Below are 20,609 nucleotides of genomic sequence, written 5' to 3'. Positions count from 1 at the left end.
ATCAGCCCCCAAGGTATCACCGCGAGGGTGATTTACGGCTGCGGCTTTGCCGCCGTTTTCGCTTCCTCTTCCTTGATCATTCGCAAGAGCTTCCAGACCTGGCTGACGATCAGGTAGAGTCCGGGCAAGCCCAGCATCAGCAGCATGCCGAGTCCCGATCTGGCAAACTCGATAAAGTAACCGATGAGCGGAACGGAGTACTGCACTTTGCCGATAAACCGGTCTGGCGTGACCGGGGCTGTGTCCTTTCCGTCGTTGGCGTCGCCCTTGGTAATCAACTGGCCATCGCGTTTCTCGATGACGCGGTGCGTAATCGTGAGGCCTTCCGGGTCCTTGAAGGTAATGATGTCCTTTTCTTTGACCTCCTTGAAGTCGACCGGCTTTACCGCGACGATGCTTCCCGTGTTGAAGGCGGGAGCCATCGATCCGCTGAGCACGACCATGATCTGGTTGCCGAACAGAACCGTTTTCCCTCCGTTTATCTTGCTGACGAAGAGAAGACCCGTGATGGCGATGACCGCGATTAAAAACAGACTCGTCAGAATGGATATGCACTTTTTCAACAGGACCACTGGATGATCTCCCCGCTTTCCTTGGCGTTCGGCTGTATGCCGTTCACAGTTCTCATCTTACGGATTTTCCGTTTTCCCATCTTCCTGCGTCAGGGTGAACTTCCTGACTGTCCGGGATGATCCGAAGCACCGGAAAGTATGGCTGCATTTTCATACCGAGGGATGACCTTATCTCAGCTTTTCATTGTGCAGTGGAACGACGGAAACGACTTTTGGCATGAAAAAACCAGCGAGTGGTGACCCGCCGGTCTTGTTTGATCCGTTTCTGTTTGATCCGTTTACACTTTGTTTGAATGCACGCTGCTAAAGCACTCAGCCTGTCGAGGCTGGCAGACTCTCGCCGTCTTGGTTCGACGGCGGAGTATTGTCTTCTCCCGGGCTCGGAGGCGGCTGATCCTCGCCTTCTCCGCCTGGAGGCTGCGGCGTCTTTTCCCCTGTGCTCGGAGACTGAGGTTCTTCTCCTGTGTCCGGTGGCTGCGGAATTTCTCCTCCTGCTCCCGGCGGCTTCGGTGCTTCTCCCCCTGCTCCCGGCGGTTGCGGTGCTTCTCCCCCTGCTCCCGGCGGTTGCGGAATTTCTCCTCCTGCTCCCGGCGGCTTCGGTGCTTCTCCACCCGCCCCCGGTGGCTGCGGAATTTCTCCTCCTGCTCCCGGCGGCTTCGGTGCTTCTCCCCCTGCTCCCGGCGGTTGCGGAATTTCTCCTCCTGCTCCCGGCGGCTTCGGTGCTTCTCCCCCTGCACCCGGCGGAGGCGGTACAGGGGTTTCCGTCCCCGGCGGCGGAGAGCCCGGCGTACCAGTCCCCGGTCCAGGTTTGGCGGGCGGAGGTGGCGGGCTCACCTCCACGACACTCGAGCTTTCCTTGTATTCCGTAACGACCGTCAACGGAATCACGTGCCGGTAAAAACCGCCCAAGGCTGTTATGTGCAGTTCCCCTTCCAGTGTTTCATGTTCGCGCTTGACTTGATCCCGTATATGGCCGATGCGAAACTCGATGCCGTTCCCGCCGCCTTCCCGGCTGATCTCGAGGCGCCCCTCCGGCTCACCCGTCACTTTCAGATTTTCCACGTCCAGATCGAGATGCGGACGCTGCGGCTTGAATACGAGCGTAAAGGTGCCCTCGTCGATGCTAATGTCTACATCGCGTTCCTCCGTGCTTTTTCCTGCTTCCGTCTTTACTCTGGTAATCGTTACGTGCTTCTCCACCTCTGTCACGAGGCGAATCGCTTCCGTTTCCGTTGTAAAGACGTCTTCATTGGTTCCCAGACTGACAGGGACTGTCTGCTTTTTCTCACTGGTCAAAAAGGCAACTGTACCTTCGAGGGGGAGGAGCGCGAAGATCAATGCGAAAGCCATGAGGCCCGACACCAGCTTTTTCACCATTCGTCCCCCCTATTCCGCAAAAATGGCATCCAGCGTGGCCTGTTTGGCCAGGAAGCGTATTTCCAGGTTCCCCTTCAGCGCTTGAAAGCTGTGATCTACGCCTTCCTTTGGCAAATAGACGGTGATCGCAAACGTCTTGCTTCGCTGATGGGGAGAGAAATGCTCTTCCGTTCCGTTCACATGCTTCAGCCCGGGCTGCTCCTGATGCAGCCCCCGGACCAGCCCGTCATAAATGACGCTGCCGCCGCTTTCAATCCGGATGCGCAGAACTTCTTCCAGCTTCTGCACGTCTTCCGGCTTGCCCGCTTCCTTCACCTCAGCCACAATCTTGTAGATAAATTCCAGATCGCTCTCTCCGCTGGAAAGGGTCGCCTCCAGCTGGCGGGCGTCTCCCGGGATCATCCGGAACAAGTCGACTGCCTGGTTGCCCCCTTCAATCACCCGCCACTTTTCGCCAAACACGCTGCTTGTAATGTCCAAAAGCCCGATGGCAAATTGGTTGCCTGTATCTTTGACCCCCTTCCACATCCAGCTATAGGTGCCGGCTGGCTGTACCCAAAGCGAGGCGGTCAGCCCCAGCAGAAAAATACCGCCTGCCCATTGTTCGGCAAGCCGCAGGCGTTCCTTTTTGGGTCTTTGTCCGCTTCGCCGCTCAATCATATTTGTTGTCTTCCAGGTAGAGGTCTGCCTTGAACAGATGGAGGGCAAGTTTCTTCGCATCCCCGTTCTCCTCGCTTGTCTCCTTGAATCCTTCAATGCCATCGCCCACTTGAACGCCGCCGCTGTCCACTGCGTATTTATTTACGTTGGCAAAGTCATTGCCGACGATCTGCACTTCGGTCTCCCGGTCGTTTGCTACGACCACAGCGTGTTGAACGCCCGAAAACGAATTGTTTGCGATGAATGCCCCTTTGATCGTCTGATCCAGCAAGATCGCTGCCTCGGCTCCGGCAAATGTGCTGTCTTTTACCGTCAGCCCCTCCAGCGTCTTCTCTCCGCTCAGATCGGGCATCGTCCGGATTGCCGCGTCGAACCGGCCGTCAAACGTGCAGCCGCTGAAGCTGACGTTGGAGCCGACGTACAAGCCTGTCCCGCTGCCTTCAAAGCGAATGCCTTCAAAAGCGGCGTTGCTCACCTGCAGCTCATCTGCCCGGACGACGACCTTGCCTTCCTTGCCGGGAGCCGCTTTCCACGTCACCTTTTCCGGCAGCTTCATGTCGGAAAGATCGTAGCTTCCTTCTTCGAGGATAAAGGTCAATCCCGTCACGCTGTCCTTTTCCGCTTCCTTGCTGGCCATCCGCAGCGTTTCCACCAGCTTGGTGCCGTTCAAATCCTGCGGTGTGAACGTCATGACAGGACCGCCCTGAGCAAAGTAATGGCCATTATCCTGCTGGGTAGCCAGGAAACCAAAGGTCACATCGGCCGACTTCTGCTGCACTTCATTTCCGGTGCTCTCCGGAAGGTATACGGAAAAATGCAGATCGTCGCTGGCATCCTTGGGCAGCTCCGGAATGATCACATTGGCCAAAGTAAGCTGGCTGACCCGCCCGTGGTAAAGCAGCTCGCCGCCTTCATTTTCCCTTCGCACTTCCACGACCAGCCGATCGTACACGATGTCGTCTCCGCCTTCCTTCTCAGCCAAAAGCGCGTATTTCACCGGGACATCACTCTGATTGTGGACCGTCAGCGTCTTTTCAAACCGGACTCCGGGCAAAAACGGCTGATCGTCGGCGGCTTGAAACCTGGCTTTCGTCTCTCCGAGGGAAATTTCCAGCTTTCCTGCCGCAAATGTACTGGAATCTTCCACTTGGCTCGTAAAGTAGGCGTACGTGCCAAAGCTGGTACTGGCTACGATGGAAGTCAGAACAGCCGTCCCCATCGCGATTCGCTTCCACGGCCAATTTTTGACCTGTTCCCACTTCATGAAAGTTCCCCCTCAATTGTCTCAGTTTGCGTACGCTTCGACCGACTCTGGCCCTTCCGATGCGAATACGCCAAAGCCACGATAAAGGCAGCCAATGCGAGCAAGACAGGCGGCTTCCGAAGTCCCTCCTGGACTGCAGCCGCGTACGGAATGGTGACGACCACTTTGCCGACAACGCGGTCCGGATCGGTCCACCCTCCATCCTCACCTTGATTGGCGTCTCCTTTCGTTTGCAGATAACCGTTTTCCATTCGATGCACGATGCGGTGAGTCGTAAGGGAAAGGCCATTTTGCTCTTGCCAGTACGTAATGATATCGCCCACGCGCGGCTGCTCTTCCCCGTACCTGCGAACGATGACCATATCGCCGGCATTTATCGCGGGGGACATGCTTCCCGTAAGCACAGAAAGCACCCGCCAGCTGCCGATCCCCGGCATGCGGTCATCGTTTAAGCGGCTGGTTGCGAACAAAAAAAGATTGAGGATGACAAAGACGATCAGGATAAAAATACCGCTTCTCTTTCCCCAGCGAGCTGCCACGCCGATCACCTCTTTTTTTCATTTTACGCGGAAGTCAGGGGCCCATCTTCCATCGCCGGAAGGACTGCGCATACACATTGGGAGGAAGATTTTTATTCGCCGGGATGAGACGATCTCAGACTGAAGGATGAGGGAAACAAAAAAGCTTGCAGATCTCACCTCTCGGGGAGTGTTCGGCAAGCTGTCAGTTCAATTTCTTCTATTTTTCGGGGCGGCTGCACAGGACGAATGGGAACATACGAGAGGGTGGCCGGAGTGGCACGGATACGGGAAAGGTCTTTGCCGCAATAGGGGCAGATCCATTCGTACCGTTCTGCGCTGCTATACGATCGCTTTTGGCATTTCCCGCATTTCTTCTGCCACACTTGCCTTCCCTCCTGACCGACAGTTCATACGTTATGATTACCATTTATTTATACCATCTGCATCAGGCTTCAGGCTGTTTTCTCCTATCCTTCAGGCGGAGATTTAGCCAACCATCGGCGGGACATTGGAAACGGTGACGGGAAGGGGCATCTGTATCGAGCGCGAAAAAGCGCAAACCACACGCTCATCGTATACCGTTCCTGCCATCAGGCGGATTTGCTCGCAGGCTTCCTCCACCGTTAGCGGCTCGCGATAGGACCGGAAGGTGGTCATGGCCAGATAGCATTCCACAATCCCTAAAGCCTGTGCGAGCACTGGAATTTCATTCGCCTTCAATTGAGTGGGGTAACCGGTGCCATCGTAGCGCTCATGATGCGAATGCAGCGCAGCAACCACGCGCTGACAGGCCGGATCGTCCTTGAACAGCTCCGTCCCGATGAAGCAGTGCTCCTGAATGACCTGATATTCGTAAGTGGTCAGCTTGCCTTCCTTTTCAAATACATAATCAGGCCACTTGATCCGGCTGACGTAATGCAGGAGGGACAGCAAATTCACCTCCCAATCGCTCACCTTCTCCTCCGGAAACTCGCGGAGCATCCGCTTGATCAGCCTGCCCATCTGCTCGATCTCCCGGGAGCTGATCCGCGTTTTTCGCTCGACCGTGGGCACAAGCTCGTTTAGCAGGGTCATCGCGTATTCGCGTTTCCTCTCGTCTGCCGCCCGCCTGGCACCGCCGACCCATCTGTTCAGGGAGTAGTACCCGAGCCAAGCGCAGATGCCGCTTCCAGCCGCGAGCGAAAGGTGGGCAAACACATCCATCGCGGCAGCTTGCTCCAGTTTTACACCGAGTGAAAAAGCGTAGATCAAACAGCTCACGGTTCCCCATATAAGCAGCAACATCCGGTTGTGAAAGAATGTGAGATACAGCGGATAAATCAGAAAAATGTTCCACAATCCCGCATCATACTGCCGGTTGGACAGACAAAGAAACAACAGCAAGGCGGTGACGAGAAAAGCGGACACGTGCGGTGATCTGGCGTCCGGCAGCACATAGCGCTTGTGCAGCAGGTAGACGGTCCAGGATACCGCTCCACCGATGACCAAGCCCATAACATGTACCCATGGAGAAGAGATGGCATTGGTTACTGCCAGAAGCACTGCAATCAGCGCATCGACCGTGACCAGCACAGCCAGCCAATAAAACATCCTGTCCGCCAGAAATTCGGTATGATTTCCTTTCCTCTTTCGCAGTTCCATGTAAGACCCTCTTTACCGTTTTTACAATCGGCTTTATTTGCTTATCTACCGCGGCACCCTGACCATGCCTTTTTTCAAACCGTACAGCACTGCTTGCGATCGATTGGGCTGGCCCGTCTTTCTGAGAATGCTGCTGACATGGGTTTTGACGGTCGCCTCTGATATGTATAGCCTGTGAGCGATTTCCTGATTGCTGAGATTTTCGACAATCAATTCAAAAATCTCTTGCTCCCGCTCTGTAAATACGACATCGGCCTCTTCCTTGCGTTTCCGCTGGAGCTTGGATTGAAAGCAGGAATAGCCCATCATGACCATGTCCATGGTGTGAAGGATTTGCTCTGGTCCCGTGTCCTTCATGACGTACCCGTCGACATGGGAGTCCAATGCCCGAAAAACGTCCTCGCTCTCATCATAGGCAGTCAAAATCATCACTTTCAGTTCAGGCAGCTGCTCCTTCATCGATTTGCAGCTGTCGATTACGGAGATGCCCGGCATTTTCAGATCGGATATGATCAGGTCCGGTTTGCTGCTCATCGCCTTTGCCACAAGTTCGTCTCCGTTGTTGGCTTCCTCGACCACTGTATAACGAGGCGAACTTTCCAGGATCATTTTCAGGCCCTCCCGGACGATCCGGTGGTCGTCCGCCAGCAGCAATCTTACCTTATCCATACATTTCCACTCCCTTTTTCGGTACAATCGCCACAATCTCGGTTCCTTCATTCGGTATGGATTGAATGTGCAGGGTCCCACCCACTTCAGCAATCCTCTCTCTCATCCCCAGAAGCCCGTAGCTGTTCTTCAGGTCCGCCTTTTCTTCCGGCAAAAAACCAATCCCGTCGTCCTTGATGCGCACTGTGATTTGCAGGGAGGACGCCTCCACGCTCACTTCCAGACGGGACGCGGCGGCGTGTTTCACCACATTGGCGGAAGCCTCCTCCACCAGTCGGTAAATCGCATCGAGGATCGGCAGAGGTTCCTCTCCCAGCCTGCCGCGCGTCACAAAATCCACGTCAAGATCGGTCCCCACCGTGATTCTCTTCAGCAATTGCTGGACGGCCTCGGTTATCCTTTGCGTCGGTCGGACATCCCGCAGGTGTGTAATGTACTCGCGAACCTCGCTATGACACCACTGAATTCGCTCCTCCATCTGCTGCAGCCTTTCCAAAGAGCTCTCCCTCGCCTCCGAAGGCAGCGTCTGCTTGATGTGAAACAATTGGGCAGAAAGGAAAAACAGCTGTTGAGCCAACCCGTCATGCATGTCTTGGGCCAGCTTTCGCCGCATTTCCCGGTGGAGGGAACGAGCCATTTCATAGCGGACGCGATTTTGCTTTACGTGCTGGCAAATGACGACAGCCATCATTCGCAGCAGAAGTTGTTCATAGCGGCTCACTAGCCGTTCGTGCGGAACTGAAAACAACAGGCATCCCACGGAACGGCCATCCTGCCTAAGCGGCATGCAAGCATACGTGTCTTCTCTGCCTGTAAAGTCATGCAAAGGCAAAAGGGTCAAATGCTCCAGCCCTTCCGCTCCCAGATCGAGCAAGCGCTGAACAAAGTAGTCTCTCCGCCAGTTCCCATCTCCTTCCCGCTCCTCAAACAGACATAAATAGGCGTTTTCCGCGCGAAACATCCGTTTGACCGCCTTTTCCGACTCATTAGTAAGATAGATATTCTGCTCTTTCTCCGACATCCGTCTCATAAACAGATATATTTGCAAACATTTAGAATAGGCCCCTTTCAATTGTTTGATCATCGTAAAGACCCAATAAGACAGACTGATCCAAAGCAATATGTCGAGCAGCAAGCGAAGGTGATCGAGATAGGGTTGCGGCAGCAGCAAATCGTGAGGTATCCATGCTTGAAGAACGAAGTAAGCGAGGAGAAAAAGAGCGGCGACCAGGAGAAACTGTTCCAATCGCAAAACAGCCGTCAGCCAAAGCAGCGTTGTATAGGCATACAGCATGAACGGACTGTTCGACTTTCCTGTCAGGACGATAAACAGCAGCGCCACTCCCAGATCGACCAATCCCAGAAAGAACCACGACTTCCGGGGGAGCGCGTACCAGAGCACCCCTGCATAGACGACAACCAGCCCCAAAAGGAGAAAATAAAACGTGTCGTGATTGGCTGACGACTGCATGTAGAAGGAAAAAAAGGAGAGAAACAAGACCCACTGCAAAAGATACAGCATCAGACGAATTTCTTTTAACAATTGGTTCATTCCGATTACCCTCAAAAGCTTCGTCAGAGTAAATATCGACTGATATGATGCAGACGACCTAATCGTATCCCAGTTTCCAGTCATTTACAACAAGTGTAAAATGTCGAACAGCTGCTGATATTTCCAGCCTTTTCGACGGAACCTTACAGATTCGACGAAAAAGATCCGGCCAAATTTCGGTATTCGGTTTTTATTGAACAATTTATTCGTTAAATATAGAATATAAACAACTACGATTCGGGAAGGATGTTCATTCGATGAAGCTTTTGGATATGAGCTATGGCCGCAGCAGCTATCAGGTGACACTGCATTCCTCTCCTCTGTTCGAAGCAGCCTTGGGGATCGCGGCTGCTACTTATGATGAAATCCATCCTACTCTGGAAAAGCCGAGGGAGCATTGGCTGGCGATGATCGACGCTCTCCCGCCTGACGTTCAAACAGAACTGTACGACGCGCAGCGGCATCATACTTGGAAAACGCTTTTGCAACTGCTGCATGCTCGCCCTTTTCCCGATCTCGCTGCATTCCTTTCCTATCTGGAAGGATTGCCCGGGCAGCAGCTTCGTCTGGAAGCATTGCCCTACCTCGGGAGAGAACGCGAGGATGCGCGCTATCTTGCGTCAACAGGAAACCGCCTAGCAGTGGCAGAACTCCTGCAGGCTTGTGCGGGCCACAAGTTTTTCCCCGCGTACATCTCCCATGTCTCCGAGGTGGATGCAAATGAATTGCGACGCCATTTGATAACGCTTTTCCGTGGCTGGTACAGCATCCACGTACGTCCGCAAGAAACGGAGCTGGGCAGCCTCTTGCAGCGCGACTGCGAACAGAAGCGCGCCATGCAGCAAAAGCTCTCTCCGGAAGCGCTCGTCGAATGGGCGACAGGGGGAAAATACGAGCCCGAGCCTTCCGTCGCTCGCGTACTGCTGGTTCCCCATACGCTGTACCGCCCGTGGACGATCCAGGCTGACGCTCCCGACACCAAGGTGTTTTATTACCCGGTCGCAGACGAAAACATGGCAGAGCAGGTCGATCCGTACCAGCCGCCGCATCTGCTCGTTCAGGCCTGCAAGGCATTGGGCGATGAACATCGCCTGCGCATCGTCAAGCATCTGGCAGAGCGCGCTCACAGCCTGCAGGAGCTGGCGGTACGGATGGACATGGCGAAGTCGACGCTCCACCACCATCTCTCCATGCTCCGCTCGGCCCGCTTGATCGAAATGGACGCCTCCAAATACCAGCTTCGGCGGACTCATGTCGACCAGCTCTCGCTTTTCCTGTCGGAATATCTGGACAAGGACTGCAGCCGATGAGGTGTTGGAAGCTGGGGGCGAACCCTTCATTTTGGCTGATTGTCTCGGGACAAGCCGTCTCCGAAATGGGGGCGAGCCTGGGAACGCTGGCAAACAGCTGGCTTCTGCTGGAGGCGACCGGTTCTCCCGCAGCAGTGGGCAGCATGTGGCTTTTGTACTTTCTCCCCTCGCTCGCCGTACAGTTGTTTATCGGACCGTATCTGGACCGCTGGGACCCGAAGCGAGTCATGATAGTTTCCCAATTGGCGAGAAGCGCAGCGTTTGCGTGCAGCTTTGCGGCTGCGCTGACGGGCTTGGGCGGAGTCTGGCCTGTCTACCTCACGTCTTTGGTAAACGGCCTGGTTCAACCGTTGTACGTCCCTGCCAGCCTGTCGCTCCTGCCCTCTGTCGTAAAGCCGGAGGCGTTGACCCGGGCCAATGCCACGCTTGACGGCACCTTGCGTCTGGCGATGGTCGGCGGCCCGTCGCTCGGCGGGCTTTTGATCGGCATTTTCGGCGGTACGGCAGCACTCGCTCTGACTGCGGCCGCCTTTGCCGCAAGCGGCACTCTTTTGGCTTTTTGCCAGAGCAGGTCTGTCAGTGAACGGGCGAAGCGGGAGGCCTGGATCTCGATGTTTGCCGAGGGTCTTCGTTTTTTTGGCAAAGAGCCGCTGCTTTTGCGTCTCGGAGTGCTGCTGTCATTTGTCCAGTTCGCCGTGGGGGTCCAGATGGTGCTGACCTTGCCTTATGTGGTGGACGAGCTGCATGGAACAGCTTCCCACGCCGGTCTGTTATTGGCTGGCTTCCCGCTGGGCTACGCCTTTGGTTCGATGCTGGTTCCAACCTTGTCCAAACGGTGGCCGCGTTCTGTCATCATGATGCTCTCCCTGCTCCTGGGCGGCACAAGCTTTGTCGCGCTGGCACTGGTCCACTCGATCTGGCTCGCCGTATGCATCGAAATCATCGCCGGCATCACAGCTCCCTTTTTCCATGTGCACAACACCAGCCTGTACCAGACAAGGGTTCCCCGGCAACTGCTGGGACGTGTGCTCTCTGTCCGCCTGCTGATTATTCGCGTCACGATGCCGCTCGGCGTCTGGCTGGGCGGACTGCTGGGGGAACAGGCGGGGATTCGCTTCGTCTATGCAGGTATGGGACTTTTGATCGTGATCGCCACTGTGCTGCTGCCTCTCCGGGCCCGCCTGCTCGAAGCCGGACAATGCGAGAGAACAGTCAACACCCCTTGATCAATCTATAAAATTTTATGAAAATCTGGCGATATCAGGATACTTGATTGTATAATGGATGACGAGTTGTTTTTTTGCAAAAACATCGGATAAAAAAGGGGTTTTTCTGAGAATGACACATCCAAAGCTGGAATCTTTGCTGGATACAATAAACAGAGTGATCGTAGGCAAGGAGGATCAGGTTCGGCTCCTTTTGACGGCTATGCTCGCACGCGGCCATGTCCTGCTGGAGGACCTGCCCGGGATGGGCAAGACTGTTCTGGCCAAAACGTTGGCCCAAGCGATTGGCGGCACCTACAACCGCGTGCAGTTTACCGCAGACCTTTTGCCTTCGGACGTCGTCGGTCTGCATGTGTTCAACCCCCGCACCAATGAATTTGAGCTGCGCCGCGGACCCGTTTTTGCCGATGTGCTTTTGGCGGACGAAATCAACCGGGCGACGCCCCGTACACAATCCGGTCTGTTGGAATGCATGGAAGAGCGTCAAGTGACTATCGAGGGCGTGACCCTGCCGCTGCCGTCCTCGCTGCTGGTGATCGCGACCCAAAACCCGATTGAATCCGAGGGTACATATCCGCTTCCGGAGGCGCAGCTGGACCGCTTTTTGTTCCGTCTGGCGCTCGGATACGGAAGCAGAGAGGATGCGCGTGAAATTCTGCGGCGTTTTCGCGGCCAGTCTCCGCTGGAACAGGTGCATGCTGTCGTCAGCCCCGACGAGATCGCGGCCTTGCAGCGGGAGACGACGGCCATCCACGTCAGTCCCGCTGTCGAAGAATACGTCATCGACCTGACGGAAGCGACCCGGAATCACCGCTCAGTGGAAGTGGGACTCAGTCCGCGCGCCATGCTCGCGCTCCTGCGCTCCGCCCAGGCCGCTGCCCTGCTCGACGGCCGCAGCTATGTCCTTCCAGATGACGTCAAACAAGTATTTCCTCCCCTGGCGGTCCATCGCATCCGTCTGTCGATGGAAGCGGAGCTGCACGTCACCGAACAGGAAATCATCCAGGAAATCCTCCGGGAAGTCCACGCGCCGGTCGAAGAGGGCGTCTAAAGCATGAGCACGCGGCAGACGTACCACGGTTTGGGCTTTATACTTCTGATCTTTGCCCTGTTTTCAGGCAATTGGTTTCTTTGGCTGTTCGGCGGGTTCTTCTTTTTTATGTCCGGGCTCGCTAGCTGGTGGGCTAGAAACCTGACCCGGTGGGTGCAGGTGGAATGGTCTGCTGATCAAAGCCGGGTCATGCCCGGCACGCCGATCACCGTCCGGCTGCGGCTTCACAACCGTTCCTGGCTGCCGCTTCCGGGGACGCTGGTCCAATTTTCCCTGCCCGACCATGTTGTCCCAGAGCAGGCAGACGAGGTGGTGGAGCGAAATGCGCGAACCTGGATACGCTTTCGCTTTCATCTGCCGATGCGAAAAACCGCGGAGCGGACATTCGTGATCACTCCGCACAAACGAGGCGTGCTCTGGCTTGGCGAAGCCCAGTTTGAAACCATTCCGCTGTTTGGCGAAGAAGCGGAGGCTCTTGTGCTCCCCTTCTCCTTTTCGGTGCTCGTGTATCCGCTGCCGCTGCCCATTCCCCCATTGGATACGGGAACAAGCGAGCCGGAGGGCAGCCGTGTCACGCGAAGCCACCCGATAGAGGACGTTACCTTTTTGCGGGGCGTCAGAGCGTATTCCCCCGGCGATCGCCTGAAGCATATTCACTGGAAGGCGAGCGCCAAAACCGGACTCTTGCAAACAAGGCTGTTTGAGCCGACGGCAAATCCGAAGTGGATCGTGATCGGTCACATCCTGCCCTCCTACGAGCCGGTTCTGCAGAAACACAACGATGCCGTCAACGAACGGACTATCTCCGGCCTGGCAGCGCTGTCCGTCCTTTGCCGCCGACAATCGCTGTCCTACGAGCTGTTGCTGACGGTCCGGCAGCGCGGCCGGGAGCATTACCACCAGACTGCCGGAAGCGGCAAGGCGCATCACATCCAGATCATGACCCATCTGGCCAAGCTCCACCAGTACGCGCCGACATCCCTCGCCGCTGTCCTGCACCGGCTTGAGCAGCAAAGCGCCGCAGAAGCGCGAATCGTCATCGTGACCCCCCGGCTGGATGAACCGGCATTGGAAATGATCGAGCGGCTGACTCGGCGCGGCCATCACATCACGGTGCTGGACGTGTCGCAGGACCAGCCTGTCATTCGCCGTTACGGACTTGCTGCTGCCAATCAAAGGAGGGTGAGCTGCCGATGAGCCGATCCTTTCTGATCCGCCAGTCTTTTCTCTTCTGGCAGGAATCCGTCCTGGCCGCTGTGCTGTTGATGCTGATCGGCTGGCTTCCCTCCCTGCCGGGTAGCGTAGCCGGCTTTGCCTGCGGCGCCACTGCTCTTCTCGCTCTGGGCCTCTGGCTGTACGAGGGCGGCGGACGTCATATCATGCTTCACTTTTTGCTCTATCCGCTGGTGATTGCGGCTGGTGTTCTCGTGTACTATTTGTTTGGCTCCCTGCTGCTTGCCGCTCTTGCTGCAGCGCTATTTTTCTGGCGGGTCCATGCCCTCTCGACGCTCACATATACCCGGGCCACACTGCAGCGGCTGTTCGTGATCGCGCTCTGCATCTCGCTCTTCCATTTGGCGATTCTCGCCTTGTTCGGGTCGATGATGAAAGACGCGGTCTACGACGCAAAGCAGCTGTCCCCCGTTTTGGTGCTGATACTCGGCGGCTATTTGCTCTCCAGTATAGGTGAGTATTTGACGCGGCAGGACACGAAGGGAGCTTTTCCGCCGTCAGCGTATGCTGCATCTCTGGGCGGGCAATTGCTCGGATCGCGCCTGCTGCTGGCCCTTGGCTATACGGCGGTGACAGGTCTTTTGCTGCTTGTCTTGAGCTTCCTTTGGGGGGTTGCCAAAAAGCCGCTCGGCGACGCGCTCTACTGGTTGTTCGGGCCTGCTTTGCGAGCGGCCGGAAATTTGATAGAACAGCTGGCAGGCGCTCTGGGGAACAACCAAAGAGTGAATGACCTGATGAACGAGTCTACGGAAGCAACGGATGAACTCCCGCTGGACGAGATGGAGTTTGCCGGAGAGCCATTATTTTCGCTTTGGGAGCCGTATCTCATCGGGGGTATTGTTGTCGTTGTGGCGGCCTCGGTGGGCTGGGCGATTTGGAAGCGGAGACGGCGGACTGCAAGTCTGAGCGCTGCTGACATCCCCGTCCAGGCTGAAACCGCCTTGCAGGAACTGACCGATGAAGGAGCTAATGAAGGACGGCCGATCTGGAATTTGGACGAGCTGCGGAAAAAGACGGCAGGCCCCGAGGAAGACCCGGTTCGCTACAGCTACTACCGCTTTTTGCTGCACATGGCAGATGCCGGCTTGCGAATCGAGCCCTTCGAGACAAGCCAGGAGTATTTGCGACGCCTGCGCCGAGAGTGGCCTCATCCGGACGCGCTCGAATTGGCTGGACGCATCACGCGGTACTATGAGCAGTACCGGTATTTGGAAAAGCCGCTGTCTTCGGAGGAATTGGCCGACCTGCGGGATTGTGTGGAAACGATACAAAAGACTATGGAATAGGAAAGAGGGTGCCCGACTGGGACACCCTCTCTTTCATGCGTCTTCGCACCGTAGTATACCGGACTAATCGCCAAATGAAGCAAGGAATACGCCTCTCTTCCTCACGCGGGGTTTTCCTTTTCCCCGCCAAACCGGAAGTGACATCTAGGCGGCTTCTTCTGCCTCTCCATCCGATTTTTCCTTCGCTTTGTTCAAAATGACAATTCCCACGATAACAAGGACGAGCGCAACAACCTTGATCAGGCTCAGGCTTTCCTGAAAAGCGAACACCCCGATCAAAGCAGTCAAAGCCGTTCCTACTCCTGACCAGGTTGCATAGGCCGTGGAGAGCGGAATCGTCTTGAGGGCAAAGCTCAGACACGTAAACGAGGCCAAAAAACCGATGGCCACACCGATGGAGGGCCAGAGAACCGTAAAGCCTTCCGATATTTTCAGCATCGTAGAGCCGAACGTCTCCAGCGCTATCGCCAAGCTTAAATAGATCACACCTGTCACAACCGATAACCTCCCACTTATTTCGCAAGATTCAGCAGGACAATGCCAATGATCAGGATGGCAATGCCTGCGATCGCTTGCTTGTTTACTTTTTCTCTAAACAGGTACACGCCCACAAGCACGGTCAGAATCGTCCCGACGCCGCTCCAGGTCGCATACGAAAGCCCCAGCGGAAGTGCTTTCAGCGCCAGGGACAATGCATAGAAGGCCGCTCCGTAACCGATCACCACGCCGACACTCGGCAAAAAGCGCGAAAAACCGTTGGACAGCTTTAACATGGTAGAAGCGAATACCTCCAGGACAATCGCTGCCCCCAGAAATACATAGGCCATGATTCTTTTCCCCTCTCATTTGTGTACGTGCAATTCCAGGCCAGCTCCGCTCAATCCGATTCTCCCTTGGTGAGCTGGATTAATCTCGCGATGACTTTCGCTTTCATCTCGTCATTTACAGGATTGAACTGGAACATGTCGTTATACCACAGTCCATCCGCGACGAGGTAGATGATATTGGCTAACACAGGGTCGATCTGGTCTTCTCCGGTCTTGGCGTAGAACTGCAAAAAACAGTCCTCCAAAGGACGGAGCAGCTCTCGGTTCTCCATCACTCCACTGAACAATGCCGAATACAGCTCATTATTTTTTGACTTGTCGTCGCCCGTCAGCTTCAAGTACGTCCGAGTCCATCTTCCGCGAGGGTCATCGTCTTCATCGTAAATGGCTTGGAATTGCTTTTCGACTTGTTCCTTGGCATAGATGACGATGGCTTCGATCAAGGCTTCTTTGGTTGAGAAGTGATACAAAAGGCCTCCCTTGCTTACCTGGGCCTCCTTGGCAACGGCATCCAAAGTGAGCTGGGCTGCTCCTTCGGAAAGAATGACGCGAGTCGCGGCCTCGATTATGTCAACGCGTTTAGATGAACGCATATGTCATGCCCCCCCTGTTTTGTCCACATCATTAGTGTACCGTCTGGACGGTTTAGTTTTCAACGTTTTTTTATCTATTCCACCTATCACCCTATCAAGACTGACTGGCTCAAGTGTTGTTCGAGGTCGAGGACTCGCTCACGTGTTGCTTATGTCCCGGACTTGTTCCCGTGTTGCTCAGGGCCTGGGATCGCTCAAGTGTTGTTCATGCCCTGGGCTCGTTCGCATGCTGCTCATCTCCCGCCGCAGCTTCGCAAGGCTTCCGTTGACAGCCCCCCTTCCCGTGAATAATGTCTGTCTTCGCTTTTGCCATTTTTAAAAATGAATGAACCAAATGGTTAATGGAAGAGGAGAGGAAATCATGCAGGGCTTGCAGCAGTGGCTTGGCAAGCGGGTGACAATCTCTTACCTTCCCGCAAAAGCGCTTTTTCTCAGCCTGCACGTCCTCGCCAATCCCGACCACCACACCTCCCGTATCGGCCGGGTGCGCGAAAGCAGCCGTGGTTTCAAGCTGCGATGAAAAGGCCGCAAATGAGCCGTATAGCCTTGCCTTTGCCTTTACTTTGCCCTCGGGTTTCTTCCGTTTTTTTCAGACAAAACAGCCACCAGAGTCGGTGGCTGTTTGCTTTGTTTTCTTTCATTTGCTCGGGCTTTTTTCTGGCATAGCAGCTACCGGAATTCCTTCCGAAACAAAACGCGATCCTGTCCCTTGCCGTCATGGCTCACAAATACGGGCACGCCATCCACCTCGCCGTTCCCTTTTTCTATCTAAAATCCCATGCGCTCCTGATGGAATGCGGCGATCCTCGCGGGGTGTGGGGAAGAAGCTTTCTCCCGATCCGCCCCGAGCTCTTGCAGGCAATCCGCAAGAAGCAGCTCTCGGTCTTTACCTGTCACTTGCCCATGGACACCAGCCGGCCCATCAGTACTGGCGGTACGATCATGGAAGCGTTGGAAGCCCAAGCTATGCAGCCTTTCTGGCGGGAAGGAAACGGGCATGTCGGCATGATTTGCCGGGTAAAAGAGACGGATACCCCGTGTTTAATCGATCGTTTAACATCGATTTTCGCCATCCCCTGCGTTGACTTTGAGGGAAACAGCGAGAGAAGATTCAGTGCATTGCCATCGTTCCCGGCTGCGGGGATGTGGTCGACCGAATGCGTGAAGCGGAAGCGCTGGGCGCCGATGAGAAATCTGATGTGAAGCTTATTTCTCAGACACGGTGGTGGCTGTAGAGACTGGGCGGTTTTCCACGGGAATGGACGGCGGATCGAATCGTATAATGCAGCCCAATTACGTAAGATACTTGTTTGGCGATGATCACGGTATGGCTCCTTCCTGACACAGGTTGCCACATATTACCACTGCGGACGAGAACAAAAAAAGATAGCTCATTTCTTAGCCAAGAAGCAGAGCTATCCTGCCTATGTTTTTGTATGTAAGGAAGCTTTCTGTCGATTGTGCGAATCACCCGCCTTGCCGTGTGCGTCCGACCGGCAGCCACTCCTTGGGCGTGGCCGTTTTTTCCAGCGGAAACCGCTTTTTCTCGGTCCGCTCGATCTGGGTGATCTGCGATTCGTGCACGATGATGTTCAGCGTCCCGTACTCCAGCCCCTCAAGAGCTTGCAAAATCATCTCCAGACGGGTGTCAACGGAATTTCCATGTCCTTTGTTCGACATACGTTCCACTCCTGTTTATGCCCGATTTGATTTGCTTTCTCGATTGCATGGTCGCGGGTTATCCGGACCTGGCGCGATTAAAGAAATGAATAATCTGCATTATTCATATCATATAAGTCGGATTTAAAGGCCAAAAAAGTACTACAACACCTTTTCCATCATCGTACACGAGCGTCTGCAAAAGACAATCGGAAGCTTTTTGGCTTTCGCCTGGCTCTTTACGTGACAAGACAGATTGTGATTGACGAAATCCGTAAACACTACGATCATTTTCGTATCAGCGGGGATGTTCACTTTGTACTGGGAATGTTTGCGTCCCGTGACGTGATAAATTCGCCGGTAACCGCGTCCGTGGAGCACATCGGTGATATTGCCCAAGCGGTCTCCGCCAATGACCAAAACTGCTGACATCGCTTCTCCCTCCAGACCTTTTCCTTTTTTCAATACCGTACAATCCGTTCGTGATTTCTGTTCGCTTGCTGTTCTCGTGTATTCCTGATCGTCAAAAGACAAGCAGAGCCCCTTGGTTGCGGGGAAACCTCCAGTTGTCCAGTCGGTTTCGCAGTGTTCGCGCGTAATTCCAAGTATTTTTATAGGTTTTTACATCATTATAAAAAGTTCGTTGTTGCCTGTCAACGGCTGTTTGTGGTGTGAACTGTTTCCGCTGGTAATTAATTGCAATTCATCGTTGTTTCGTGCTTTTAAAAATGGTGGGTGTTCGCGCGATAGTGGAGGAGATGAAACAGGGAGAAAACACTTCAGGTTCGGTGGGACACTTGCTGGGGGGCTGTACTGGCCGGCCCCATTTCAAAAGCGGAAGCCGCGTCCAAAAGCAGTATTTTCAAAGATGCGATTCAGAGTTGGACGCTAAGGGCAGCTTCCGCTTTTGGAATGGAGCCTGGGCGGTGTCCCAAAGACCTTCGCTGTTTTCTCCCTGTTTCATCTCTACAGCTTTTCGTTTTTACCGGTATTTTTAGAAGGAGAATCAAGGAAGACGCAAAAAAGAAAGACCTTCTTATTGGGAAGGCCTTTCCTTGCTTCTTGTTTCTTTAGACTTTTATTCATCTGCTTGTGGAAACAAAGCTTCGTTCCGATATCGCAACGGGTCGGTCACGCCAATCGTTTTTGCTTTGTTTATCTAACTGAGACAAAACAGCATTCCTTAAAAAGCCCGTCCGTATTGCTTCGGAGGCACGAGCTCGCCATTTAGCTGCTTGATCGCGTGCAGCGCCCAGTACGGGTCGCGGAGCATGGCGCGGCCGACGGCGACCAGATCAGCGTCACCGTTGCCGAGCGTCGCTGCGGCAAGATGGGGGTCGTCGAGGATGCCTACGGCGATGACCGGGACGTCAAGCGCTTCCTTGATCGCACGGGCCATCGGGACCTGGTAGCCGGGATGGATGCCGGGGCGGCCACCCGAACCAATCGGGCCTTCTCCGCCGCTGGTGATGTGGAAGATGTCCACGCCCGCCTCCCGGTAACGCCGGCAAAGCTCGGTGCTGTATTCCAATCCGTAGCCGCCGTCGATATACTCGACTGCCGATATCCGCATGATCAGCGGCATTTCCGGCGGCAGCACGCTTTTGACAGCCTGGATGACTTCGATGCCGAACAGCGCGGGGTCCTGGCCGTACTCGTCGCTCCGCTTGTTGGTAGCCGGGGAGTGGAACTGGTGGATCAAATAGCCGTGCGCCCCGTGCAGCTCGATGGTGTCTACGCCAGCTTCGACAGCCCGCCGCGCTGCATCGCGGAACAGCCCGACCATTTCCTTCACCTCGTCCGTGGTGAGGGCACGCGGCGTCTTGAACTGATCGCTGAATGCGATAGGCGACGGTGCGACAGGCACTTCCGCATCCTGCGCCTTGCGTCCAGCATGAGCGATCTGGATGCCGATCTTCGTTCCGTATTTCTGCACTTCGGAGATGATTCTTGCGAAGGCGGGAACTTGCTCGTCAGACCACAGGCCGAGATCGTAATCGGTAATCCGTCCGTCCGGGTCCACATCGGTCATTTCCATGATGATCAGTCCGGTACCGCCGACAGCCCGGGATACGTAGTGGACGAAATGCCAATCGTTCGGCGCGCCGTCCTTGGCCTCTACGGAATACTGGCACATCGGGGGCATGACGATACGGTTTTTGAGCGACAACCCTTTGTACTGAAATGGGGAATCCAGCTTGATCATAGCCATACTGTTAGCTCCAGCTCCTTCCTTTTCTTTCGGTACGTTTATCATCTCAAAAGCGCCCCCGATTGGCAAAGCTTCTTGACACTTTCGTTGCAGTTTTGACAGGAGGAGACACCCGATACAACTGGTGCGGCCTTCCGCCATTCTCTGATGGCCCGCCATTTTCCTCAATCAAGAAAAACAAAAGCCCACAAGCCGAAGCGTTCCGACTTGCGGGCAGTCCAGTGCTCCTCATTCATACAGATCTTCTGTAATGAGAACAACCTCGCCGAGGTGGCCTGGATTGTCAGGAGAGTCGCTTTTCATCTCAAGCAGATAAAAGCCGTCCACATATGTAAAGGAAGCGGAGACGGCGTCCTTTTTTGCCGGCACGCCTGCCGAATTGACCGTCAGCCCCAACGCTCCCATCACCTTCATGATATCATCCGGATATTTGTAAGGCGCTCCCTTCTCTATCGACAGCTTAATCCGCACGGCTTTCCCGTCCATAAATATGACGCTGATCGTCCCGATTCCAACCGTATAATCATTTTGTCTGTACGGCATCTGCTTTTCTGTGGACGTCAGTATCCTTTCGCCATTCTCGGATTGAATCGGTGTCCCCAGTACTGCGGAAACCTCTTCTTCCGTCTTGCCCGCAATTAATGTAATATCAAATAGTCCCGTTGCTGCATTTTCAATTTGACCAGGTTCGCTGCCGGCTGCGGCAGCCCCCGTGCCCTGCTCTGGATTGGCACCCGGCTTAGCAGTATCCGGTACGGGTGTTTCCTTTGCTTCCTGCTGTCCCTGGACGGATGCGGTCCTTTGATCAAACACATCCTGAGGCTGCGTCTTCTCTGTGGTACAGCCCGTTAGAATTGCGATAGCCACTATTAGGTATGCAATCTGTTTCATGACAACCCCCTTCCGCCTCCCCTTCATTATACGCCATCCGAGCTGAATTCACTATTTTCTGTAAA

General features: G+C 54.8%; 22 protein-coding genes. 7 read left to right on the top strand and 15 right to left on the bottom strand.

Annotation, left to right across the window (positions count from 1 at the left end; all coding sequences use genetic code 11):
* Nucleotides 1-32 precede the first annotated feature (32 nt).
* From NST37_RS02790 to NST37_RS02755, 8 genes are all read right to left on the bottom strand, one after another.
* Nucleotides 33-572 carry a signal peptidase I gene (locus tag NST37_RS02790; protein ID WP_003389846.1) on the bottom strand — a complete coding sequence of 180 codons (540 nt, stop codon included), beginning with the start codon at nucleotides 570-572 and terminating at the stop codon, nucleotides 33-35.
* Nucleotides 573-884: 312 nt separating this feature from the next.
* A complete protein-coding gene (locus NST37_RS02785) occupies nucleotides 885-1,949 on the bottom strand; it encodes a hypothetical protein (protein ID WP_339186215.1) in 1,065 nt (354 codons plus the stop codon).
* A 9-nt stretch (nucleotides 1,950-1,958) separates the two neighbouring features.
* Entirely contained in the window at nucleotides 1,959-2,609 is a 651-nt protein-coding gene (locus NST37_RS02780) for a hypothetical protein (RefSeq protein WP_122958063.1), read from the bottom strand.
* Entirely contained in the window at nucleotides 2,602-3,873 is a 1,272-nt protein-coding gene (locus NST37_RS02775) for a right-handed parallel beta-helix repeat-containing protein (RefSeq protein ID WP_122958064.1), read from the bottom strand. The genes NST37_RS02780 and NST37_RS02775 overlap by 8 nt, the downstream gene beginning before the upstream one ends.
* Nucleotides 3,870-4,412 (bottom strand): signal peptidase I, encoded by a 543-nt coding sequence (locus NST37_RS02770; RefSeq protein ID WP_327955909.1) that lies wholly within the window; start codon nucleotides 4,410-4,412, stop codon nucleotides 3,870-3,872. The genes NST37_RS02775 and NST37_RS02770 overlap by 4 nt, the downstream gene beginning before the upstream one ends.
* A gap of 468 nt (nucleotides 4,413-4,880) precedes the next feature.
* Nucleotides 4,881-6,035 (bottom strand): HD domain-containing phosphohydrolase, encoded by a 1,155-nt coding sequence (locus tag NST37_RS02765; protein WP_024983348.1) that lies wholly within the window; start codon nucleotides 6,033-6,035, stop codon nucleotides 4,881-4,883.
* Between the two features lie 45 nt (nucleotides 6,036-6,080).
* Nucleotides 6,081-6,704, bottom strand: a complete 624-nt coding sequence (locus NST37_RS02760) for a response regulator transcription factor (RefSeq protein WP_122958066.1) — start codon at nucleotides 6,702-6,704, stop codon at nucleotides 6,081-6,083.
* Complete coding sequence (locus NST37_RS02755; RefSeq protein WP_339186213.1) at nucleotides 6,697-8,256, bottom strand: sensor histidine kinase; 1,560 nt, start codon at nucleotides 8,254-8,256, stop codon at nucleotides 6,697-6,699. Before NST37_RS02755 ends, NST37_RS02760 begins: the two co-directional genes overlap by 8 nt.
* Before the next feature lie 257 nt (nucleotides 8,257-8,513).
* Here NST37_RS02755 and NST37_RS02750 point away from each other — a divergent pair, with 257 nt between their 5' ends.
* The 5 genes from NST37_RS02750 (at nucleotide 8,514) to NST37_RS02730 (ending at nucleotide 14,362) form a co-directional block, all read left to right on the top strand.
* Nucleotides 8,514-9,566, top strand: a complete 1,053-nt coding sequence (locus NST37_RS02750; RefSeq protein WP_339186212.1) for a metalloregulator ArsR/SmtB family transcription factor — start codon at nucleotides 8,514-8,516, stop codon at nucleotides 9,564-9,566.
* Nucleotides 9,563-10,792 carry an MFS transporter gene (locus NST37_RS02745; protein WP_339186210.1) on the top strand — a complete coding sequence of 410 codons (1,230 nt, stop codon included), beginning with the start codon at nucleotides 9,563-9,565 and terminating at the stop codon, nucleotides 10,790-10,792. The genes NST37_RS02750 and NST37_RS02745 overlap by 4 nt, the downstream gene beginning before the upstream one ends.
* 112 nt (nucleotides 10,793-10,904) lie before the next feature.
* The gene (locus NST37_RS02740) at nucleotides 10,905-11,843 is read left to right on the top strand and encodes a MoxR family ATPase (RefSeq protein WP_003389857.1); all 939 of its coding nucleotides are present in this window, start codon (nucleotides 10,905-10,907) and stop codon (nucleotides 11,841-11,843) included.
* A gap of 3 nt (nucleotides 11,844-11,846) precedes the next feature.
* Entirely contained in the window at nucleotides 11,847-13,040 is a 1,194-nt protein-coding gene (locus NST37_RS02735; protein WP_003389858.1) for a DUF58 domain-containing protein, read from the top strand.
* The gene (locus NST37_RS02730) at nucleotides 13,037-14,362 is read left to right on the top strand and encodes a DUF4129 domain-containing protein (protein WP_039070403.1); all 1,326 of its coding nucleotides are present in this window, start codon (nucleotides 13,037-13,039) and stop codon (nucleotides 14,360-14,362) included. The genes NST37_RS02735 and NST37_RS02730 overlap by 4 nt, the downstream gene beginning before the upstream one ends.
* A gap of 144 nt (nucleotides 14,363-14,506) precedes the next feature.
* Here the strand turns inward: NST37_RS02730 and NST37_RS02725 are convergent, their stop codons facing one another.
* Genes NST37_RS02725 through NST37_RS02715 form a run of 3 tightly spaced genes read right to left on the bottom strand, consistent with a single transcriptional unit; the run spans nucleotide 14,507 to nucleotide 15,782 of the window.
* Complete coding sequence (locus tag NST37_RS02725) at nucleotides 14,507-14,857, bottom strand: multidrug efflux SMR transporter (RefSeq protein WP_003389860.1); 351 nt, start codon at nucleotides 14,855-14,857, stop codon at nucleotides 14,507-14,509.
* A 17-nt stretch (nucleotides 14,858-14,874) separates the two neighbouring features.
* Nucleotides 14,875-15,189, bottom strand: coding sequence for an SMR family transporter (locus NST37_RS02720; RefSeq protein WP_003389861.1), 315 nt, complete (start codon nucleotides 15,187-15,189; stop codon nucleotides 14,875-14,877).
* A 50-nt stretch (nucleotides 15,190-15,239) separates the two neighbouring features.
* Nucleotides 15,240-15,782, bottom strand: coding sequence for a TetR/AcrR family transcriptional regulator (locus NST37_RS02715; protein ID WP_003389862.1), 543 nt, complete (start codon nucleotides 15,780-15,782; stop codon nucleotides 15,240-15,242).
* A 361-nt stretch (nucleotides 15,783-16,143) separates the two neighbouring features.
* Between NST37_RS02715 and NST37_RS02710 the strand changes: the two genes are divergently transcribed.
* Together NST37_RS02710 and NST37_RS02705 are read left to right on the top strand one after the other, a co-directional pair.
* The gene (locus tag NST37_RS02710) at nucleotides 16,144-16,302 is read left to right on the top strand and encodes a hypothetical protein (protein ID WP_155807947.1); all 159 of its coding nucleotides are present in this window, start codon (nucleotides 16,144-16,146) and stop codon (nucleotides 16,300-16,302) included.
* A gap of 197 nt (nucleotides 16,303-16,499) precedes the next feature.
* Nucleotides 16,500-16,985: a hypothetical protein gene (locus NST37_RS02705; protein ID WP_339186207.1), complete on the top strand. Its 486-nt coding sequence runs from the start codon at nucleotides 16,500-16,502 to the stop codon at nucleotides 16,983-16,985.
* A 264-nt stretch (nucleotides 16,986-17,249) separates the two neighbouring features.
* Here NST37_RS02705 and NST37_RS02700 read toward each other — a convergent pair whose 3' ends face one another.
* The 4 genes from NST37_RS02700 to NST37_RS02685 form a co-directional block, all read right to left on the bottom strand.
* Entirely contained in the window at nucleotides 17,250-17,462 is a 213-nt protein-coding gene (locus NST37_RS02700) for a YezD family protein (RefSeq protein WP_339186205.1), read from the bottom strand.
* Between the two features lie 141 nt (nucleotides 17,463-17,603).
* Nucleotides 17,604-17,873 (bottom strand): DUF2325 domain-containing protein, encoded by a 270-nt coding sequence (locus NST37_RS02695; protein WP_339186203.1) that lies wholly within the window; start codon nucleotides 17,871-17,873, stop codon nucleotides 17,604-17,606.
* Between the two features lie 751 nt (nucleotides 17,874-18,624).
* A complete protein-coding gene (locus NST37_RS02690) occupies nucleotides 18,625-19,647 on the bottom strand; it encodes an NADH:flavin oxidoreductase/NADH oxidase (protein ID WP_003389870.1) in 1,023 nt (340 codons plus the stop codon).
* 234 nt (nucleotides 19,648-19,881) lie between these two features.
* A complete protein-coding gene (locus NST37_RS02685; RefSeq protein ID WP_024983338.1) occupies nucleotides 19,882-20,544 on the bottom strand; it encodes a hypothetical protein in 663 nt (220 codons plus the stop codon).
* Nucleotides 20,545-20,609: the final 65 nt, after the last annotated feature.

Source organism: Brevibacillus sp. FSL K6-6036 (assembly GCF_037964015.1).
In the GTDB taxonomy this organism is placed as follows: domain Bacteria; phylum Bacillota; class Bacilli; order Brevibacillales; family Brevibacillaceae; genus Brevibacillus; species Brevibacillus borstelensis.
The sequence above is the reverse complement of the archived record's forward strand: the minus strand, read 5'-3'. Positions and strand labels throughout refer to the sequence as shown.

Coding starts and splice junctions, on each gene's coding strand:
- NST37_RS02785 (WP_339186215.1), bottom strand. CDS start 1,949: ATGGTGAAAAAGCTGGTGTCGGGCCTCATGGCTTTCGCATTGATCTTC.
- NST37_RS02780 (WP_122958063.1), bottom strand. CDS start 2,609: ATGATTGAGCGGCGAAGCGGACAAAGACCCAAAAAGGAACGCCTGCGG.
- NST37_RS02775 (WP_122958064.1), bottom strand. CDS start 3,873: ATGAAGTGGGAACAGGTCAAAAATTGGCCGTGGAAGCGAATCGCGATG.
- NST37_RS02765 (WP_024983348.1), bottom strand. CDS start 6,035: ATGGAACTGCGAAAGAGGAAAGGAAATCATACCGAATTTCTGGCGGAC.
- NST37_RS02760 (WP_122958066.1), bottom strand. CDS start 6,704: ATGGATAAGGTAAGATTGCTGCTGGCGGACGACCACCGGATCGTCCGG.
- NST37_RS02755 (WP_339186213.1), bottom strand. CDS start 8,256: ATGAACCAATTGTTAAAAGAAATTCGTCTGATGCTGTATCTTTTGCAG.
- NST37_RS02750 (WP_339186212.1), top strand. CDS start 8,514: ATGAAGCTTTTGGATATGAGCTATGGCCGCAGCAGCTATCAGGTGACA.
- NST37_RS02745 (WP_339186210.1), top strand. CDS start 9,563: ATGAGGTGTTGGAAGCTGGGGGCGAACCCTTCATTTTGGCTGATTGTC.
- NST37_RS02740 (WP_003389857.1), top strand. CDS start 10,905: ATGACACATCCAAAGCTGGAATCTTTGCTGGATACAATAAACAGAGTG.
- NST37_RS02735 (WP_003389858.1), top strand. CDS start 11,847: ATGAGCACGCGGCAGACGTACCACGGTTTGGGCTTTATACTTCTGATC.
- NST37_RS02730 (WP_039070403.1), top strand. CDS start 13,037: ATGAGCCGATCCTTTCTGATCCGCCAGTCTTTTCTCTTCTGGCAGGAA.
- NST37_RS02720 (WP_003389861.1), bottom strand. CDS start 15,189: ATGGCCTATGTATTTCTGGGGGCAGCGATTGTCCTGGAGGTATTCGCT.
- NST37_RS02715 (WP_003389862.1), bottom strand. CDS start 15,782: ATGCGTTCATCTAAACGCGTTGACATAATCGAGGCCGCGACTCGCGTC.
- NST37_RS02710 (WP_155807947.1), top strand. CDS start 16,144: ATGCAGGGCTTGCAGCAGTGGCTTGGCAAGCGGGTGACAATCTCTTAC.
- NST37_RS02705 (WP_339186207.1), top strand. CDS start 16,500: ATGGCTCACAAATACGGGCACGCCATCCACCTCGCCGTTCCCTTTTTC.
- NST37_RS02700 (WP_339186205.1), bottom strand. CDS start 17,462: ATGTCGAACAAAGGACATGGAAATTCCGTTGACACCCGTCTGGAGATG.
- NST37_RS02695 (WP_339186203.1), bottom strand. CDS start 17,873: ATGTCAGCAGTTTTGGTCATTGGCGGAGACCGCTTGGGCAATATCACC.
- NST37_RS02690 (WP_003389870.1), bottom strand. CDS start 19,647: ATGATCAAGCTGGATTCCCCATTTCAGTACAAAGGGTTGTCGCTCAAA.
- NST37_RS02685 (WP_024983338.1), bottom strand. CDS start 20,544: ATGAAACAGATTGCATACCTAATAGTGGCTATCGCAATTCTAACGGGC.